At 63.2% G+C, this 16,988-nt stretch carries 12 protein-coding genes; 8 read left to right on the forward strand and 4 right to left on the reverse strand.

What is annotated here, in order from left to right:
* Positions 1-1,119 precede the first annotated feature (1,119 nt).
* The 4 genes from H6B31_RS09380 to H6B31_RS09395 form a co-directional block, all read right to left on the reverse strand.
* The gene (locus H6B31_RS09380; RefSeq protein WP_204898274.1) at positions 1,120-1,737 is read right to left on the reverse strand and encodes a hypothetical protein; all 618 of its coding nucleotides are present in this window, start codon (positions 1,735-1,737) and stop codon (positions 1,120-1,122) included.
* Complete coding sequence (locus tag H6B31_RS09385; RefSeq protein WP_204898275.1) at positions 1,730-2,623, reverse strand: ParB/RepB/Spo0J family partition protein; 894 nt, start codon at positions 2,621-2,623, stop codon at positions 1,730-1,732. The genes H6B31_RS09380 and H6B31_RS09385 overlap by 8 nt, the downstream gene beginning before the upstream one ends.
* 118 nt (positions 2,624-2,741) lie before the next feature.
* Positions 2,742-3,512 carry a ParA family protein gene (locus H6B31_RS09390; protein ID WP_204898276.1) on the reverse strand — a complete coding sequence of 257 codons (771 nt, stop codon included), beginning with the start codon at positions 3,510-3,512 and terminating at the stop codon, positions 2,742-2,744.
* A gap of 484 nt (positions 3,513-3,996) precedes the next feature.
* Positions 3,997-4,857, reverse strand: coding sequence for a ParB/RepB/Spo0J family partition protein (locus tag H6B31_RS09395; protein ID WP_204898277.1), 861 nt, complete (start codon positions 4,855-4,857; stop codon positions 3,997-3,999).
* Positions 4,858-5,243: 386 nt separating this feature from the next.
* On the opposite strand from H6B31_RS09395, the gene H6B31_RS09400 reads away from it, so the two are divergent.
* From H6B31_RS09400 to H6B31_RS09435, 8 genes are all read left to right on the forward strand, one after another.
* A complete protein-coding gene (locus H6B31_RS09400) occupies positions 5,244-5,819 on the forward strand; it encodes a xanthine phosphoribosyltransferase (RefSeq protein ID WP_204898278.1) in 576 nt (191 codons plus the stop codon).
* A gap of 990 nt (positions 5,820-6,809) precedes the next feature.
* Entirely contained in the window at positions 6,810-8,105 is a 1,296-nt protein-coding gene (locus H6B31_RS09405; RefSeq protein ID WP_204898279.1) for a BMP family ABC transporter substrate-binding protein, read from the forward strand.
* A 1,142-nt stretch (positions 8,106-9,247) separates the two neighbouring features.
* Positions 9,248-10,846, forward strand: coding sequence for an ABC transporter ATP-binding protein (locus tag H6B31_RS09410; RefSeq protein WP_204898280.1), 1,599 nt, complete (start codon positions 9,248-9,250; stop codon positions 10,844-10,846).
* Positions 10,847-10,852: 6 nt separating this feature from the next.
* On the forward strand, positions 10,853-11,968 hold the full coding sequence (locus tag H6B31_RS09415; protein ID WP_204898281.1) for an ABC transporter permease: 1,116 nt from the start codon (positions 10,853-10,855) through the stop codon (positions 11,966-11,968).
* Positions 11,955-12,950, forward strand: a complete 996-nt coding sequence (locus H6B31_RS09420) for an ABC transporter permease (RefSeq protein WP_243418963.1) — start codon at positions 11,955-11,957, stop codon at positions 12,948-12,950. The genes H6B31_RS09415 and H6B31_RS09420 overlap by 14 nt, the downstream gene beginning before the upstream one ends.
* Positions 12,951-13,112: 162 nt before the next feature.
* Complete coding sequence (locus tag H6B31_RS09425; protein ID WP_204898282.1) at positions 13,113-13,475, forward strand: BlaI/MecI/CopY family transcriptional regulator; 363 nt, start codon at positions 13,113-13,115, stop codon at positions 13,473-13,475.
* Positions 13,476-13,732: 257 nt separating this feature from the next.
* Positions 13,733-15,607 (forward strand): M56 family metallopeptidase, encoded by a 1,875-nt coding sequence (locus H6B31_RS09430; protein WP_204898283.1) that lies wholly within the window; start codon positions 13,733-13,735, stop codon positions 15,605-15,607.
* Entirely contained in the window at positions 15,604-16,161 is a 558-nt protein-coding gene (locus H6B31_RS09435) for a hypothetical protein (protein WP_204898284.1), read from the forward strand. Before H6B31_RS09430 ends, H6B31_RS09435 begins: the two co-directional genes overlap by 4 nt.
* Positions 16,162-16,988 lie beyond the last annotated feature (827 nt).

Here is a 16,988-nt window from a genome sequence, read left to right on the forward strand (position 1 = left end):
ATAGGGGAGGGGAGGTTTCACGTGAAACATGGGTTTTCTTTTGGGGGATTTCGCCGCCCCGGCGGCAGGATTTGTTTCCCTTGTTTTGTAGGGCGCGCCGTTACGCGGGGTTTCGCCCTGCGGGGCGAGTTTCTTTCCCAGCGATGGGAAAGAAACCAATGGCCCAGGCCACCCTCTCTTGCCCCTTCGGGGCAATTCACCTTGAGGATCGCCGGGGGACGGCTCAGGATGGGCACTGGCGTGCCCATATTCGCATTCCCTATCCCCTCTGGCCTTCGGCCATCTCCCCTTGACAAGGGGAGTCGGCCCCCGGGCCCCCGCTTACGGGGGCCGCCAATTAGGCGACCAAGGCAGTCAACGCAAAGGCGCGGGTGGCTCAGCTGAATGGTTCCCGTTCTATGACCGCTGCCGCTGAGAGGGCGGTAACCTTTGGGAGTTGCTTCTATCGGTGGACAGCGCGCCTTTTGAGTTGCTTGGGCTCAAGTGCGGCTCAGGGGATCGGCGGGCGGGTGATAGCGCCCCTACAGGTGGGGTTTGCCTACGTCGGGCGGGTGAGGACACCCGCCCCTACGGGGGACCTGGAAGCTGCCCTTAGTTTGGGCGGGGGTATGCGTGCCACGAGGGCACCCTCATCCGTCTGGCCTAACGGCCAGCCCCCCTACCCCTTTTGGCCTTCGGCCATTTCCCCCTGACAGGGGGAATCGGCCTTCCCCCTTGGAGGGGGAAGGCTTGCGGGCGGCTGATAGCCGCCCCTACGGCGGAAAACGGGCGGGATCGTTGGCTCGGCAAAGCCAGGCGCAGGAGCGGAATCGCATCAGTCCCAAATTTCCTCCTGCTCAGGCCCCCAGTGGGGCCGGGCGGAACCGCACCCAAGCACTCCTGATTTTGCGCGCCGGAAATTTTGCTGAACTTCTCAGGAGAGACTCCCGTAAAACGGGGTCCGGGGAAAGGCGACTATGAGCACGAAGTGCTCATTTGGAGCCGGTCCCTATTCCCTCTGTCCCTTCGGGACATCTCCCCTTGATAAGGGGAGTCGGCCCCGGGGGCGTTTTGTCTACTTTGCCACCATGGGCAAAGTAGGTCGCCGCCCGCAGGCGGCGAAACCTCCTGCATAAAAGATCAATACAGCGCCTCGTAAATCTCCTGATACCGCCCGGAGGGCGAAAACCGCCCGTTGTCGGTGATACTCTCCTTGGGGAGGTAGTCCACCAACCCCGCGTCCTGGATCTCCTGGATCAGCTCCCGACACAGGGAGTACCGCCCCAGGACGTAGGCCTCGTCGATCTGCCAGAACCAGTCCATGGCCTGGCTGGCCTTCTCCTGGTCGGACAGCTGGCTGCTGAGGGACTGCTTGTCCTCCTCCAGCTGCTTCACCTGCTCCTCCAGCTGGCCCACCTGCTGGATCAGCTGCATGTTGTCCTCATAGATGTCCTGGAGGGAACTCTGGTCGGTGAGGGAGTCCTGGAGGCCGGTGAGGGACTGGTTCAGGTCGTTCATGGCCTGGTTCTGCCGCTGGTCCATGAGGTAGGCCATGAGCATCAGCAGGAAGGCGGCGGCAAACAGGATGGCGATATAGTGGACCACCGAACGCTGCCGCTTCTCCCGGGTGGCGGGAGGCACGTAGGCGGGGGGCTTCTCCGGGGCCTTCTCCGGCTGTTCCGGCTGGGGGGCAGGGGAGGGGGACTCCGTCTCTGTTATCTCCTCCTGCTTCCCCTTGGAGGACGGCTTCTCAGCCATAGTGCTCCGCCCCCTCTCCGTGCTGTTGGTCCAGCAGGGTCAGCAGGACCTCCAGATCCTCGCTGCTGTAATACTCCAGCTGGACCTTACCCTTTTTGCCGTGGTGGGAGATGGTCACCTTGCGGCCCAGCCGGCCGGACAGGGACTTCTCCAGCTCCCCAAGATAGAGGGAGATCTCGTCCCGGCCCTTCTCCTTGGGCCGCTCCTGCTGCTTTTGAATGGTTTTGACCAGGGCCTCCGTCTGACGGACGGACAGGCCGCGCTCCACCACGTGCTTGGCCACCTCCCGCTGGAGGGCCTGGGTGGGCGCCCCCAGAATGGCCCGGGCGTGGCCGGCGGAGAGGGTGCCCTCCTCCACCATGGTCAATAGATCCTCCGGGAGCGCCAGCAGCCGTAGGGTATTGGTGACGGCGGGGCGGGACTTGCCCATGCGCTCGGCCACCTGCTCCTGGGTGAGGCCGTACTCCTCCATGAGGGTCTGGTAGCCCCGGGCCTCCTCGGCGGGGTTCAGATCCTCCCGCTGGAGGTTCTCAATGAGGCCGATCTCCATGACCTTCCGGTCGTCGGCCTCAATGATGACCGCCGGAATCTCATCCAGGCCCGCCTGCTTGGCCGCCCGCCAGCGGCGCTCCCCGGCGATAATCTGGTAGTAGCCCGAGGCCAGGCGGCGCACCGTCACAGGCTGGATCACGCCGTGGATGCGGATGGAGTCCGCCAGATCGGAAAGGGACTCCGGATCGAAGCGCTTCCGGGGCTGATTCAGTCCCGGCTCCACCTGGGAGATGGGGAGGGAGACGGACCCCTCGCCGGAGGCGGAGAGCTCCGGGTCCCCCAACAGAGCGTTCAGGCCCCGCCCCAGGCCCAATTCTGTCTTTCGTTTCGCCATATAAACTCCTTCCTCGTTTGTAGAATTAGGAATTAGGAGTTAGAAATTAGGAATTTTGGCGTCCAAACCGGGCAACCTGTAGGAATAGGGGAAATTCCTCATTCCTAATTCCTCAATCCTAATTCAGCACACTGTGTTTTGCCGCGATCTCCTCGGCCAGGGACCGGTAGGCCTCCGCTCCCCGGGAGAGGGAGTCGTAGTCCAGAACCGGCATGCCGTGGCTGGGGGCCTCGGAGAGGCGCACGTTTCGGGGGATGACGGTGGCGTACACCTGGCCGGGGAAATGGCGCTTGACCTCCTCCGCCACCTGGAGGGACAGGTTGGTGCGGCTGTCAAACATGGTGAGCAGCACGCCCTCCATGGCCAGCTTGGGGTTCAGGCCCCGCTTCACCAGGCGGACGGTGGCCAGCAGGTCGCTGAGGCCCTCCAGGGCGTAGTACTCGCACTGGACGGGGACCAGCAGGGAACCGGCGGCGCACAGGGCGTTGACGGTGAGCAGCTCCAGGGAGGGGGGGCAGTCAATGAAGATATAGTCGTAGTTGGGGGCCAGCCGCTCCAGGGCGTTTTTCAGCAGGTGTTCCCGGTCGGGAATGGCGATCATCTCAATGCCCGCCCCGGCCAGGGCCTTGTTGGAGGGGAGCACGTCCCCGTACTTGGTAGAGACCACCGCCTTCTCCGGCTCCGCCCCGTTGATGAGGACGTCATACACGTTGGGGGAGGCGGTGTTCTTGTCCACCCCCATGCCCGAGGTGGCGTTGGCCTGGGGGTCGAAGTCGCACAGCAGGGTGCGCTTCCCAATGGCCCGCAGGGCCGCGGTGATGTTGACGGCGGTAGTGGTCTTGCCCACTCCGCCCTTCTGGTTGACGACGGCAATGATGCTTGCTGCCATAGAGTGCCTCCTTTAATAAAGAGATCATCCGATCGCCGCCTTATGAAATAAGGTGTGATACCAGAACCCTATTATATCAACCTGGGAAGGGGGTTGCAAGCTGTTGACCGCTTTTTTCTGGGAAAGGGGAGCAAAAAATGTTTCACGTGAAACGTATCAATTGACAATTGACAATGGACAGTTGACAATTTGTCCGGGGACGGGGACCGTCTGCCTCGGACGAACCGTGAGAAATAAAACAGTGCGGCCCGCCAAGGGCGGACCGCGGGGATATCCTTATTATGGGATGTATATACAGAAGTATACAGAAACAGACGGTCAAAAAATTGCAGGGAGCAGAAGTGCAGACTGCATGAGAACCGGTCTCACCAACCGAGATAGCATGGTGTGTCTCACCTGTGGACATTTAATGCGAACATCCGCAATAAAGCTGCCGGCACTCTGCGAGGCAGGGGAGTTTCGTCCCTGAAATAATTGTCAATTGTCAACTGTCAATTGTCAATTGTTTTGTTTCACGTGAAACATGCTCCTGGGTCCGGCGGGGAATATGGATGGTCAACAAAATCTCTTCGTCCCGGTCCTCCCGGCTGCACTGGGCGTCCACCCCCGCCGAACGCATGAGGGCCATCCCCCGGTTCAGGGAGTTGAGAAACAGCCGCACGTCCTTCACTACAAAGACCCGGCGGGGCCGCCGGACAGGGGGAGCAGGGAGGGAGGGGTGGAGGAGCCGGTCCACCAGGGCCTCGGTCTGGGCCACGGTGAGCTTCTCCTTTAAAATAGTATCCGCCGCCTGGGTCTGGAGGGCCGGGTCCCCCAGAGGGAGCAGAGCCCGGGCGTGGCGCTCGGTGGCGCCCCCGTCCCGCAGGCGCTCCAGCACCGGCGTGGGCAGCTTTAGCAGGCGCAGCTTGTTGGCCACAGCGGACTGGCTCTTGCCGATGCGCCGGGCGGCCTCCTCCTGGGAGAGGTGGTAGGTGGAGATGAGCTTGTTCAGGGCCAGGGCCTCCTCCCAGAAGTCCAAATCCCTCCGCTGGAGGTTCTCCACCAGGGCCAGCAGGGAGGACCGCTGGCTGTCGATCTGGAGGGAGAGGCAGGGGACCTCGGTGAGCCCGGCCAGCTTGGCCGCCCGCAGGCGGCGCTCCCCAGCCACCAGCTCCCAGCCGCGCTCCCCACGGCGTACGGTGAGGGGCTGGAGCAGGCCCAGAGAGCGGATGGAGGCGGCCAGCTCCTCCAGCTCGTGCTGGGGAAACACCCGCCGGGGCTGATCCGGGTTGGGAGCGATGGCGTCCACGGGGAGAAACAGCACCCGGTTGCTGTCCAGCATCCCCTTTTTGCGCAGCAGCTGCATAACAAGACCTCCTATGTAAAAATATGGAATCTTCTGATTTATAGTTTACCATATAATGGAAAAGAAAAGGGCGAAGCAGGTCGAGAGACTCCTAATTTTTCCAGGGAAATTTTAACGGGACTGGATGGAGAAAATGGGAAGATGGGGTAAAGGAAAAAACTTTACAGAACGACAAGGGCGCCTCCCCGTTCGTGCCGGGGAGGGGGGAAACGGAGAAAAAGATAGAAAAATTTCCAAGGAGCCGGAAAAAAGGATTGCAGAACGGTGCCGGAACATGTAGAATAATACTGTATCGCCATCGAACGTGGCCCGCATCTCCCGGGCCACGCCGTTCTTTTCCGGCAGAGGCCGGGGGCGGGGTCCGGCGGAGGAAGGAGTATCAAGCCATGGAGCTTTTAAAGGAGCGCATCCGCAGGGATGGAAAGGTGAAGGGCACCGATGTGTTGAAGGTGGACAGCTTTCTCAACCACCAGATGGATGTGGAGCTGTTTGCGGAAATCGGGAAGGAATTCAAGCGCCGGTTCGCCGACCGTGAGGTGAACAAGATCCTCACCATCGAGGCTTCGGGCATCGGCATCGCCTGCGTGGCTGCGGAGTATTTCCACTGTCCCGTGATCTTCGCCAAGAAGAGCCAGACCAAGAACATCGCCGGCGACGTGTACACCACCAAGGTGGAGTCCTTCACCCACGGCCGGGTGTATGACATCATCGTGGCCAAGGAGTTCCTGGGCCCTGGGGACAAGGTGCTGCTCATCGACGACTTCCTGGCCAACGGCGCCGCTCTGGAGGGGTTGGCCAAGCTGGTGAAGGACTCAGGGGCGGAGCTGGTGGGCGCCGGCATCGTCATTGAGAAGGCCTTCCAGCCCGGCGGCGACCGCCTGCGCGCCGAGGGACTGCGAATCGAGTCCCTGGCAAGAATTAAGTCCATGAGCGAAGAGACCGGCGTGGAGTTTGTGGATTAATCTGTTTTTCTTGAAAGAAAAGCAGGCAAAAGAACTGCGTGCAAAACTGCGTTTCATTTAAAATAAAAAGAAGCGTTGAAGGGGCAGGGCCCGTTTTGGCGCGCCGTTGAGCGTGACGGGGCTCAAGTGCGTCTCAGGGGGAACGGCGGGCGGGTGAGGGCACCCGCCCCTACACGGATACAGGAACGGACCCATTTTTCTCGTAGGGGCTGGTCCCAGACCGGCCGCGGGCGGCCTTTGGCCGCTCACCTCATCCGTCACGCTTCGCGTGACACCTTCCCCTAAAGGGGAAGGCAGGGGGATGGGCATTCCAAAGCCTTCCCCTTTAGGGGAAGGTGCCCCCGAAGGGGGCGGATGAGGTATCCCGTGTTTCGGACCAGGCATGTTGGCTCGGCAACCCCAGGCGCGGTTGTGGAATCGCGCCAACTCCAATTTTCCAAAAACCCAGGGCCCAGTGGCCCGGAAGAAATCGCAGAAAGCCACTCAGATTTTGCGCGCCGGAAATTTTTTGCCTGGCTCAAGGGGTAACTCCCGTAATAGGGGTCCGGGGAAAGCAGTCCTATGGACCTAGGCGGAGCGAAGCGGAGCCGTAGTCCATCGGCTGCGTCCCCGGTGGCGTTTTGCCTTCTTTTTCGCCATGGAAAAAGAAGGTCGCCGCCCGCAGGCGGCGAAATCCCCCGCGTACAACGGACGCAGTCCGAACCCTGCCCCCTTATCCGTCACGGCTTCGCCGTGCCACCTTTCCCTATCCCCTCTGTCGCTTCGCGACATCTCCCCTTGACAAGGGGAGTCGGCCCCCGAGGGGAAGGCTTTTGGGGGGATTTGGCCCCTTGACAAAGAAAGGGAGCCGGAAGGCGGGACAGAGAAGAGGCGGCGAAATACCCCGCGCCCTGTATTTTTATTATGGTTAAAACCGCCCCAAAGCGGTTTTAATAAAGAAGGAAGTATCCATGAAACGAACCCAATGAGAAAAAGGAGGAATCTTCAAACATGAAGAAGAGAATTCTCGCATTTGTCCTGGCTCTGGGCATGGTCCTGGGCCTGGCCGCCTGCGGCGGCGACAGCTCCAGCGCTGGCTCCGCGGGCAGCGGCAGCGCCGGCGACGGCAGCGCCGCGGCCAACCCCGCCGACTTCAAGGTGGGCGCCATCTACATCAACAAGAAGAGCGACACCGCCGGTTATACCTATGCCCACAACCACGGCATCACCACCGCCATGGAGGAGCTGGGCCTGGATCCTGAGACCCAGCTGGTGGTTCAGGACGAGGTGGCTGAGGACTACGACGCCGTCTCCACCGCCATTGACACCCTGGTGGGCGAGGACTGCGACATCATCTTCGGCATTTCCTTTGGATATATGCAGGCCATGGCCGACAAGGCGGAGGAGTATCCTGACGTGATCTTCTCCCACGCCACCGGCTATATGTCCAACGAGACCAACTTCAATAACTACTTCGGCCGCGCCTATCAGGCCCGCTACCTGGCCGGCATCGCCGCCGGGCTCAAGAGCCTGGAGACCGGCAACAACAACGTGGGCTATGTGGCCGCCTACGGCCGTGAGTACGCCGAGACCTCTTCCGGCATCAACGGCTTCGCCCTGGGCGTCCAGGCCGTCAACCCCGACGCCACCGTGTATGTCAAGGAGCTGGGCGCCTGGGCCGACGAGGTGAACGAGGGCGCCTTTGCCCGGGAGCTGATCCAGTCCTTCGGCTGCGGCGTCATCTCCCAGCACTGCGACTCCGCCCAGCCTCAGATCGCCGCTCAGGATCTGGGTGTGTTCGGCTGCGGCTATAACTCCGACATGACCGCCGACGCTCCCCAGGCCCATTTGACCGCCGCCATCTGGAACTGGAACGTGTACTATCACACCGCCATCGAGGCCGCCATGACCTGCGGCGGCGCGGAGAACTTCGTCACCGCCATGGGCGGCCCCGCCTACTACGGCGGCCTGGCCGAGGGCTTCGTGGACGTCTCCCCCCTGAACGAGGCCACTGTGGCTCCCGGCACTGCCGACGCCATCGAGAAGGTGCGGGAGCTCATCGTCTCCGGCGATTGGGACGTGTTCAGCGGCACCAAGCTGCACATCACCGTGGGTGAGGACGGCACCACCACCGTGGAGCAGGAGGACGCCGACCTGCTGTGCGACGGCTATGAGTTCGACACCGCTAGCGGCACTCTGGTGGAGCGTGATCCCGTTATCGTGGCCGCCGGCGGCGAGTCTGTGGAGGACTCCGTCATCACCGGCAGCATGAACTACTTCGTCGCGGGCGTGGAGGACGCCAACTAAGGCGCTTCCCCGAGCAAATAGCGTGATTGCCCGGGCCGGCCGGAACTCCGGCCGGCCCTTACTTTTCTTGCCCTACTTTTCTTGAAAGAAAAGTAGGCAAAAGAACTTTGTGCGAAGCTTCGCTTCGCCTCTGGGGAACTATCAGGTTTCGGAGGGAAAGATAGTGTGAAAGATAGCCCCGCAGGGCACATCGAAGCGCAACCGCCGCAGGGCGGCGGCACTTGGCGCGGAGAGAAACTGTCAGGGTTTTCTGAAGGTGAATTGGCCGAAGGCCAAGAGAAGCCGGCCTGGGCCGTTCACGTGCAATCAAGCCACGTTTCGCAGCGAAACAAGAAACGCGGCGCAAAAGAACTTTGTGCGAAGCTGTGCTTCGCCTCTGGGGAAACTGAAAGCGTAGGGGAGGCCCTTGGGCCTCCCGCCAGGACTGGGATTCTCTTCGTCCAACGCCGTAGGGGCGGCACACCTAGGCCGCCCGCGTTTCCCAATTTGCACACACATTCTTGGAAATCTTGTAGGGGCGACCCTTACGGTCGCCCGCCAAGGCTTCCCCCTGCCAGGGGGAAGCTGTCAGCCGGAAGGCTGACTGATGAGGGTGCGCATCTTGGTTTCATCCCCTTCTGACAACCGCTCCCTCATCCGGCCCTTCGGGCCGCCTTCCCCCCTGAGGGGGAGAAGGCTGGGGACGGGCGGCCCCATGTGGCCGCCCCTACGCGCCAATCAGAACATTTCGAGGCGGGCGGGTGAGGACACCCGCCCCTACGGCGGAAACCGACCCCGGGACGTTGGTTCGGACCACCCAGGCGCAGGAATGGAACCGCAGCAGCGGCAATTTTTGCAAACCCAGGGCCCAGCGGCCCGATGAGGGCATCGGGCCCTACAAAAAGCGTTCTATCATCGCCCCCTCATCCGGCCCCTTCGGGGCCACCTTCCCTATCCCATCTGGCCTTCGGCCATCTCCCCTTGACAAGGGGAGTCGGCCCCCGAGGGGAGGGCTTTAGAAGGCGGGCGGCGAAGCCCCCGCCGAGACACAGGGGGAGAAAGCCCAAACACCGCAATCCCTGCGGGAGAGCGGACAGAGAAAAGAAGATCTCTGCCCGCCGTCCCGTGTGGACTGTGAACCACAGGAGAAAGGAGTGAGGCCAATGGCAGAGCAGCCCTATGCCATTGAAATGCGGGGGATCACCAAGACCTTCGGCAGCGTCGTGGCCAACAAGGATGTGAATTTGACCCTGAAAAAGGGGGAGATCCTGGCCCTCTTGGGAGAGAACGGGTCGGGCAAGACCACGCTGATGAACATGCTCTCCGGCATCTACGCCCCGGACAAGGGGGAGATCCTGGTGGATGGGAAGCCGGCCGTCATCGCCTCTCCGGAGGACGCCAAGCGGCTGGGCATCGGCATGGTCCATCAGCACTTCAAGCTGGTGGACGTGTTCTCCGCTGCGGACAATATCTGGATGGGCAAGAGCGGGGCGGGCTTTTCCCTGGGCCGGGACCGGTACCAGGAGGTGGCCGACACCGCCAAGCGCTTCGGCTTTGACCTGGACCCCCGGAAAAAGGTGGAGAGCATGGCCGTCTCTGAGAAGCAGACGCTGGAGATCATCAAGGTGCTCTACTACGGGGCCAAGGTCATCATCCTGGACGAGCCCACCGCCGTGCTCACCGTGCAGGAGATCGAGAAGCTCTTCGGCGTGCTCCGCCGGATGAAGGAGGACGGACACTCCATCATCATCATCACACACAAGCTCAACGAGGTGCTGGAGGTGAGCGACCGGGTGGCCATCCTCCGCAAGGGGGAGTACATCGGCACCGTGGACACCGCCTCCACCAACGAGCAGGAGCTCACCGAGTACATGGTGGGCCGGAAGGTGGACCTGAACATTGAACGCCCGGTGGTGGAGAAGACCCGGCCCCTGCTGGAGATCCGGGACCTGACCATCCTCAACGACGAGGGGGCCACTGCCATCGATCACGTGAACTTTTACATCCGGGGCGGCGAGATCCTGGGGGTGGCGGGCATCGCCGGCTGCGGCCAGCGGGAGCTGTGTGAGGCCATCGCCGGCCTGCGCCCCATCCAGTCGGGACAGATGATCCACAAGGGGGACAACATCGTGGGCCTGTCCCCCAAGGCCATCCTGGACAAGGGCATCTCCATGTCCTTCATCCCCGAGGACCGGCTGGGCATGGGCCTGGCCCCGTCCATGTCCATCACCGACAACATGCTGCTGAAAAACTACGGGGACAGCAAGGGTCCCCTGGTGGACCGGAAGCTGGGGAGAGCGGACGCGGAGCACGTGATTGAGGAGCTGGGGGTGGTCACCCCCTCCACCGAGACCCCGGTGCGCCTGCTCTCCGGCGGCAACGTGCAGAAGGTCCTGCTGGGCCGGGAGATCAAGGCGGGGCCCAACGTGCTCATCACCGCCTACCCGGTGCGGGGCCTGGACATCAACTCCTCCTACGCCATCTACCACATCCTCAACCAGCAGAAGCAGGACGGGGTGGGCATCCTCTTTGTGGGCGAGGACCTGGACGTGATGCTGGCCCTGTGCGACAAGATCATGGTCCTGTGCCACGGCCGGATGATGGGCGTGGTCCACGCCCACAAGACCAGCAAGGAGGAGCTGGGCCTGATGATGACCGGCGCCCTGGACCTGTCCAACAAGTATGAGGACAAGCCGGCGGGCATCGCAAGAGATACCAACATCGTCCCGGACCAGCCGGAGGACGAGGGAAAGGAGGCGTAAGGCGGCATGCGGTTTCATATCGTCAAGCGGGACGCGTTTCCCCTGTGGAAGCGTCTGACCTTTTACCTGGGCGCGGTGGTCATTGCCCTGCTCCTGGGGGCCGTGGTGCTCATGGCCATCGGCGTGAATCCGGTGGACTACTACTGGCGCATGTTCACCATGGGCATGGTGGGCAACAAGATCGCCTACCGGGCCTTTGAAAACTATCTGAAGGTGTTTGTCCCCCTGGTGGTCACCTCGGTGGCCCTGTCCCTGGCCTTTAAGATGCGGTTCTGGAACATCGGGGGAGAGGGACAGTTCATTCTGGGGGCGGTGGCCGCCGCCGCCGTGGCCTTCCAGGCCGGACCCCTGCTGCCTGAGCCGCTGACCCTGGTGCTCATGTGTCTGGCCGCCATGCTGGCCGCCGGGCTGTACGGGGTGGTCACAGCCGTCTTCAAGGTGAAGTTCGGCACCAGCGAGACCCTGCTCACCCTGATGCTCAACTATGTGGCCCTGTACTTCATCACCTTCCTGGGGGAGACCAAGGCCGCCTGGAACTTCTTCCTGGAGCCCAGCTCCGCCCGGCCCATCTTCACCAGCTTCAGCAGTCTGGCGGAGTTCCCCGGCATCCCCATCGGAAAGTTCCATCTGAACGTGTGTGTGATCCTGGCCGTCCTCATCGGCGTGGGGATCTACTTCTACTTAAAATACACCAAGCACGGCTATGAGATCGCCGTGGTGGGCGACAGCATCGGCACCGCCCGGTACGCCGGCATGAAGGTGAACCGGATCATCCTGCGCACGGTGTTCCTGTCCGCCTGCCTCATCGGCCTGGCCGCCGCCTTCAAGGTGGGCACCGCCGGCATCCTGTCCACCGCCATCACCGACGACGTGGGCTGGACGGGCATCATTGTGGCCTGGCTGGCCAAGCTGAATACCGGAGTCATCTTCCTGGTGTCCGCCCTCATCGGCGTGCTCCAGTACGGCTCCGCCGCCGCCGCGGCCACCTTCGCCCAGGTGGACTCCAGCTTTGCCGACATGCTCCAGGGGGCCATCCTCTTCCTGGTGCTTGCCGCCGATTTCTTCACCCGCTTCCGGGTGGTACCGTCCGCGAAAGGGGGAAACAGCAATGGAAATGGATAAGCTGGGAGTCATTACCACCTTCCTGCACAGCATTGTGGTCTATAACATTCCGCTCCTGTACGGCACGGTGGGGGAGATCACCGTGGAGAAGTCCGGCAGCCTGAACCTGGGCGTGGAGGGCATTATGGCCGTGGGCGCCATCTTCGGCTATCTGGTGGGCTGCTGGACCAACAACCTGATCCTGGGCATCCTCACCGGATTCCTGGCCGGGGCCCTGTGCGGGCTGCTGTTTGCCGTCCTCACCGTCTCCCTCCAGGCCAACCAGAATATCACCGGCCTGACCCTCACCACCTTCGGCCTGGGCGTCTACTTCTTTGTGGGCAACGGGGTCAAGGCGGTGAGCTGGCCCGCCATGAACGACTACGCCAACATCAAAAACGGCTTTGCCGACGTCGCCATCCCCGGCCTGTCCCAGATCCCGGTGATCGGAAACGGCCTGTTCAGCCACAACATGCTGGTCTATCTGGCGGTGGTCATCGCCCTGGTCATGTGGTGGTACATGAACCGCACCACCCCCGGTCTGCGCCTGCGGGCGGTGGGGGAGAACCCCGGGGCCGCCGACTCGGTGGGCATCAATGTGAAGTGGTACAAGTACCTGCACATCTGCCTGGGCTGCGGCATCATGGGCATCGGCGGCTACTACATGAGCCTGAACATGTCTGGCTCCTTCAACAGCAGCTGCTGGATCAACGGCTACGGCTGGATCGCGGTGGCCCTGGTCATCTTCGCCAACTGGAACCCCGCCCTGGCCATCCTGGGCACCTTCGTGTTCGGCTTCTTCAACACCCTGCGGGTGTCGGGGGGCAGCCTGGCCGCCGCCTTCCCGGACACTCTGGGCTGGCTGGGGGCGGTGCCCTCTCAGCTCTACCAGGCTCTGCCCTTTATCATCACCGCCATCGTGCTGGTGGCCACCTCCATCCGACAGAAGGGCAGCGGGCAGCCCGCCGGACTGGGCCTCAACTACTTCCGGGAGGAGCGGTAAAGCCGCCTCTCCAGCAATCCTACCGACAGTTCCGCCGGGGTCTCTCGACCCCGGCGGATTTTTTCAGCAAAAGTTCAGGAAAATCGCCGCCGCCCTTGACAGGATGATTCTACACATGTAGTATAGGAGTAGAAGATACTACGCATGTAGGAGGGGAAAGAAATGGCCAAGCTCACCGACAGCGAGTGGAAGGTGCTGAACGCCCTGTGGGCCGGAGGGCCCCAGACCCTGGGCCAGGTGCTGGAGCGCCTGGAGGGGGACACCGGCTGGAGCCGCACCACGGTGCACACCTATCTGACCCGGATGATGGGGAAGGGGCTGGTGTCCGCCGACGAACACAGCCCCAGGCGGTACTCCGCCGCCGTCACCCTGGAGGAGTGCGCCGCCCAGGAGGAGCGCAGCCTCATGGACCGGGCCTACGGGGGCTCGGCCGGAAAGCTGGCCGCCGCCTTTCTCCGTTCCGCCTCCCTCACCAGGGAGGAGCGGGACGAGCTGCGGAAGCTGCTGGACGAGATGGAGGTGTAGCATGGAAAACATCTGGATGTTTCTCCAGCAGACGGCGGCTGCCTCGCTGGTTGCCCTGTTCCTGCTGATTCTCCAGCGCATCTTCCTGGACAAGCTGTCCCCCCGGTGGCAGTACGGGGTGTGGCTTGTCTTGCTCCTGCGGCTGCTGGTGCCGGCGGGCTTTGGGGGCCGCCCCACCGTCCTGGACGTGACGTTCTGGGTGGAGACGCTGCGCACCCGGGTGGAGCTGGGTCTGAACTCGGCTTACAGCACCCCCTTTGCCGCCTCCCTGCCCGCCGGCGGGCGCCCCTGCCTCCTGGACGGACTGGGCGTTCCTGATCTACTGCGCGGGGGTCGTTTTATGGGCGGCCTGGTTCGTGGTCAGCGCGGTGCGGCTGTCCCTGCGGGTGCGGGGCGGCGTGCCGGTGGAGGGGGCGCGCCGGGACACCATCGCCGCCTTGGCCAAGGAGTACAAGCTCCCCATGCCCCGGCGGGTGGTGGAGTGTCGCTGGGCACGCACTCCCTTTGTGGTGGGGGTGGTCCGGCCCGCCCTGGTCCTGCCCATGGGCTGGGCGCTGGACGAAAAGGTGGTCCTCCACGAGCTGCTCCACCTGAAATACCGGGACGTGTGGGCCGGGTGGCTCACCACCGCCCTCCGGTGCCTCCACTGGTGCAACCCGTTTCTTTGGTTCGTCTTTGACAAGACCGGCAACGACCGGGAGTCCCTGTGCGACCAGCGGGTGCTGGAGCGGCTGGAGGGGGAGGACCGCCGGGACTACGGCCGCTGTCTCCTGGCCATGGCGGACGACAAGGCCGTGCGCACCCCCGGGGCCACCACCATGGCCAACGGGGCCCGGGCGGTGAAGGCCCGCATTGAGGCCATCGCCCGCTTCAAGCGCTTCCCCCAGGGGATGGGGCTGGTGTCCGGGTGCATCGTGTTCGCCCTGTCCCTGTCTCTGGTGGCGGGGGTGCCCGTGTCGGCGGCGGGAGAAGAGACCACCGTGCGAGCTTCACAGGAGATCGAAATAGCACCGGAGCTGGTGGCCGAGACCCTGGCCCTGGCCTCCCAGAACCGGGCCACAACCGTGGCTGGAGCCCTGGACGCCTACGGCAAGGGGGAGTACCACCGGTTTTACGACGGGATCTACGACGAACTGCTGTGCTGGACCATCTGTGCCCCCCAGGAGGACCTGCCCGCCGTTTTGGAGCGCTGGGAGCAGGATCGTGGGAGGGCGGCATACGGCTGGCGCACCGGCCCGATGTTCCGGGGGTTGACCTCCGACGGCGGGGACGGCTATCTGTGTCAGGTGTTCTGGTTCCGGGATATGAAGTTTAAAAGCAACGATGACCCCCTCTGGCCGGAGGAGGGGGAGCCCTGGCCGGTGGAGTACCTGTGCCACACCGTCCGCGTCCAGCCCGACGGAGATTACTGGACGGTGGAGAAGCTGGCGGAGACCTCCGGGCTTTGTGAGAAGGGACTGGAGGAGTCCCCGCTCAACCAGCACAGCAGCGCCCCGCTGTACGGCCCCATCACCTGGTCCGGAGAGGCCAACGGCGTCTCTGTGGAGCTGTCCCACACCACCTGTCTGCTGAACACCAGGGAGGTCCTGGGCCTGGACTCTCTGCACGACTATTTCGACGGCAGCAGCTCCTTCAACTGGTCCGGTCTGGTGACAGGCTCCCAGCAGGAGGAGGGCACCGATCCGGAGGACCCGGTCCCCAACGCCCAATTTTTCCGCTACGAGCAGTCCCTGCGCGTCCAAGTGGGCAACCCCGGCGGGACTCCCTATAACATCCAGATCCGGGTGGAACCTGACTGGCATGACCCGGAGATTGTGCCCTCCGGGAGTTCGGGCGGCCGTTCCTACTCAACCCTCTCCTATGGAACGGGCACGTATCAGAACCACGCCACCTTCTACTACTTTGATACCATTCCCCTCTTAAAGCAGGGGGAGACCTATACCGCCTCAGCCGGCAGCGGCGGCGGAAGCGGAGGATTAGGAGCTGACATGGAGGAGGTCGCGGGCCCGGATTTTTACACCGTCACCGTCCAGAAGGGGGCGGGGGAGCCCTTCCAGATCCCCCTCACCCCCCGGTACACCACCCCCGACGGCGGGACCTTTCCCCTGGACGGAGAGGAGGCGGCCCCATGACCCATACTGCGGACCTGTTCACCGGCGCCCGGCGCGTCTTTTGGGGGTACTTTTTCCTGCTCCTGGACTTCAACCTGAATTTGGGCAGCGACGTCACCATCCCCTTGCTGGCCAATGTCATCGGCTGGGTGTTCCTGTGGCGGGGGGTGGACGCGCTCGCCCCCGCCCGGCCCTCTCTGGAGCTGCTGAAGCCCTTCTGCGGGGTGCTGGGGGTATACTCCCTCACCCAGTTTCTCCCGGCCCTGGAGGCCGCGGCGCCCGGCTGGCTGACCCTGCTTTTGTCCGTCATCAGCCTGTACACCGATTTTCAGCTCCTCACCGACCTGGCCGCCCTGGCCCAGGAGGTCCTGGGGGAGGGGCGGCGAGTCAAACGGCTGCGCACCGCCCGGACCCTGATTGTGGCGGCCAAGACGGCGCTGTACTGCTACGATCTGGTGGTATCCCTCACCGCCCTGGCGGTGGTGCTTATGGCGGTCTCCTTCTGCGTGCAGGTCTTTCTGCTGTTTCAGCTGTGGGGACTGTCCAGGGACCTGGAGAAACAGCAGAGCCCGTAGGGCGTAGCTGTCCCCAAAGCCCTCCCCCGGGGATGAGAGGTGCTCCCCCCAAAAGCCTTCCCCCTGGGGGGAAGGTGGCACGGCGAAGCCGTGACGGATGAGGGGACGATGATAGAGCGGTTTCATTCCTCGCAGGGGGAATTTCGCCGCCCGCGGGCGGCGACCTACTTTGCCCATGGCGGCTCGTCGTCGCAAAGTCCACTCGACTCCGTTTCCGCCTGGTGGCGAAAACTGCGCTCGTTCCCTTGCTCCTCCTCTTCCCGGCGAACCCACTTCGTTGGGCTTCGTCGGGAGGTACGAGAGAGATTACCCAAAACGCCACCGGGGGCGCGGCCGATGGACTACGGCTCCGCTATGCTCCGCCTAGGTCCATAGGACCGCTTTCCCCGGACCCCATTTACGGGGGTTACCCCTTGAAGTGGGCAGAACATTTCCGGCGCGCAAAATCAGGAGTGCCTGGGTATGGTCCCGTCCGGCCCCACTGGGGGCCTGAGTAGGAGGAAAATTGGGACTGGTGCGGTTCCGCTCCCGCGCCTGCCGCTTCCGAGCCAACACGCCCGGTTCAACACACGGGATACCTCATCCGCCCCCTTCGGGGGCACCTTCCCCTAAAGGGGAAGGCCGATTCTCCCTGACAGGGAGAAATGGCCGAAGGACAAAAGGGGCAGGGGTGTCACGCGAAGCGTGACGGATGAGGTGCGCGGCCAAAGGCCGCCTGCGGGCCGGCCCCTATGGAAAGGCCGGAGAGTTCCCCGTATTTCGTAGGGGCGGGTGCCCTCACCCGCCCCTACGAAATACGGGGAACTCTCCGGCCTTTCCATAGGGGC

The organism is Pseudoflavonifractor capillosus (assembly GCF_016899775.1).
Lineage (GTDB): Bacteria > Bacillota > Clostridia > Oscillospirales > Oscillospiraceae > Lawsonibacter.